The sequence below is a fragment of the Barnesiella sp. CU968 genome (assembly GCF_905219685.1).
GTDB lineage: Bacteria > Bacteroidota > Bacteroidia > Bacteroidales > Muribaculaceae > Lepagella > Lepagella muris_A.
In genome coordinates, this window is the sequence record NZ_CAJMXD010000427.1 from 1 (window position 1) to 2,363 (window position 2,363).

3 protein-coding genes are annotated in these 2,363 nt (G+C 39.1%); all 3 read right to left on the bottom strand.

All coding sequences use genetic code 11. From position 1 onward, the window contains the following. Positions 1-198: 198 nt before the first annotated feature. Positions 199-429, bottom strand: a complete 231-nt coding sequence (locus JX312_RS12370) for an NVEALA domain-containing protein (RefSeq protein WP_204458196.1) — start codon at positions 427-429, stop codon at positions 199-201. Positions 430-455: 26 nt separating this feature from the next. Continuing rightward, a complete protein-coding gene (locus JX312_RS12375) occupies positions 456-1,328 on the bottom strand; it encodes a DUF1573 domain-containing protein (RefSeq protein ID WP_204458198.1) in 873 nt (290 codons plus the stop codon). A gap of 67 nt (positions 1,329-1,395) precedes the next feature. Further along, positions 1,396-1,776, bottom strand: coding sequence for a hypothetical protein (locus tag JX312_RS12380; protein WP_204458199.1), 381 nt, complete (start codon positions 1,774-1,776; stop codon positions 1,396-1,398). Between the last annotated feature and the right edge of the window lie 587 nt (positions 1,777-2,363).

Here is a 2,363-nt window from a genome sequence, read left to right on the forward strand (position 1 = left end):
TTTCAAATCGACCTCGACAGCTTTTATTTCACTCTCTGATTCTTTACTGTTTGTACAGGCATATGCGATACCTATCAAAACAACTACAACAAAAATTTTTACGATTCGAGATATATTCATTTTCTTAGCATTAAGATATCAAGGTATAAGTTGGTTAATCAAAAGATCTTAGATCTTTTGATTAACCAACTTCATTTATCACCAAGGAGTTCCGGGACAATTCTGTGTTCCTCCAGCATTACACTCCCAATAATCATTTGAATGTTTTGTGACATTCCATCTACCATTGCCACTCTCCCCGCTAACAAGTGCTTCGACATTTGACAACTGTATGTCAGACATTGCATCTTGCTGCTGCGCATTTACTCCAACATACGCAGAAACACCCATAACCACCGCAACTGCGGCGAAAATAATCTTCTTTTTCATTTTCTTGAAATTTTAGATGTTAAAAATTATTTTATGAATCCGTGGAGGACGAGTCTCTCCGGATTCTGTCTCTCTTTGAACCAGATATCGGCATAGCGGTAAAACTGCTGCGAGATCGTGTCGGCTACATAGCTGATTTCGACATCAGCATATTCTCCACTTTTCAGGACTTTCCAATCCACTTTGGTACTGACACAATGACATGAGGGTGTAATCTCCTGTAGTGTCAGATCTGACTTTGTATCATTATTAAATCTGAAACGTTTGTTTATTGTGTCTCCCTTGCTCACCACTCCAATGCTGCGCACAGGTTTCCTGCAAATCTGTTCTTCCACATCTCCCAATGTCTTTTCGCCATCTGTGGAATCAAATATAAGGCGAGCATACAGTTCCCTAATCTTCGGATTATACACAGGATTTCCCAAAGCGATAACCTTGTTGTCTGCGTCAAGAAGAAATGTCTGATGTTCCGGTTTGGAAGGGAGTGGATTCGCCTTCCTGAAAAGTCCTGCGGAATCAATTGATACAGGATGATGAAAGTCATTGTCTTTCACGAGTCTTTCAATCTCCTCCCGTTTGTCGGAATCCACTATCATAAGGAAGCTGACATCAACATCGGGAGAGGATTTGAAACCGTCAATCACCTTATCCCAGTCCTTGAGTTTCATCCGGCAGTTGGTGCATCCAGCGGAATCGACATAAGTGACGATCTTGAAATCGGCGGCATCGAAATCGTAATCCACGGGGATATTACCTACCTGAAATCCAAGTTCACCGGGAATTACGATTTCCTTGCCTGCCCATTCGGCAACAATGTCCCGCTGCTCCTTGTCTGAGCCGGAGCAGGATGTCATTACCAAAAGCAATATTGGTATAAGCCGATAGATTTTAATTGTCATTAAGTTCTTAGCTACTTATTTTGAAGGGAATCCTATTTTAACAATAATCGGATTCGAATTGAATTTTTTAGAAATAGCCGATATAGCCCTTGTCGTTCATGGTGATTGTCACGGTCATGGCTCCTTCGGTATAGTCGGCAAGGTATAGAACGATGCCTCCGGCAAGTTCCCCCGTCTCCGAGGCTACAACCATTCCTGTGGCATTGTTTGTTACCGTCACCTCTCCTTCTGCCTCATAATCGCATTCGACTGTGAGACACTCGTCCATCAGAAAACATGTGAGAGGTACACGTGCAGGTACACGCGGTCCTTTTTGAGGGGTCTTGGTTGGTATCGGATCAATTTGAATGGGAGTTTTGTCCCCAAGATTTGAAATTGCACCATTGTCTGCAAAAACAGCAAAAGAAACAATGATAATCAAGGTCAATACTGTAAATAATCTGTTCATGATATTATGATTTTATGAAACATAAAAATTAGCATAAAAAATAAAAATTTTCAATTCACGTTACGGATTTTAATCTTTCAATTGTAAAATTATTAAAATTTAATCATGTGAATATCAATTATATACCTAATGTGTGTTTATAAATTTCTTTCTAAAATTTACACACTAACAAGCTGTTGATCATCATTTTAATCCATATTGAAATGATTTTTCAAGAAAAAACAGGATAAAGCGGCTCACGTTTTCAAATCTTTGCCAATATCGGACCCTTAATTGAGCACCATCCGGAATCGGATCTGGTTTGCCACTTGGGAAATTACAGACAATCCATATTTCAGTGACCTCAGTCAAGAATTTATTCACTTGCTTTCAGGGGAATACTTTATTTTCAGCGTTTTAAAAATCATTAAATGAGTCAAACCTCGCAAATTAGCATTATTAAGCAAAGTCCGTTTCAAATGCCATTTAGCGGAGTCAAGTTTATTACGAGTATCATAATTCATAAGAAACATTATCACTGGCGTCTCTTAAAATCTGTTAATGCGAAATTGTTAAACTCTGTATTCATGTTGGTTACGCGATTTTCT

Coding starts and splice junctions, on each gene's coding strand:
- JX312_RS12370 (WP_204458196.1), bottom strand. CDS start 429: ATGAAAAAGAAGATTATTTTCGCCGCAGTTGCGGTGGTTATGGGTGTT.
- JX312_RS12380 (WP_204458199.1), bottom strand. CDS start 1,776: ATGAACAGATTATTTACAGTATTGACCTTGATTATCATTGTTTCTTTT.
- JX312_RS12375 (WP_204458198.1), bottom strand. CDS start 1,328: ATGACAATTAAAATCTATCGGCTTATACCAATATTGCTTTTGGTAATG.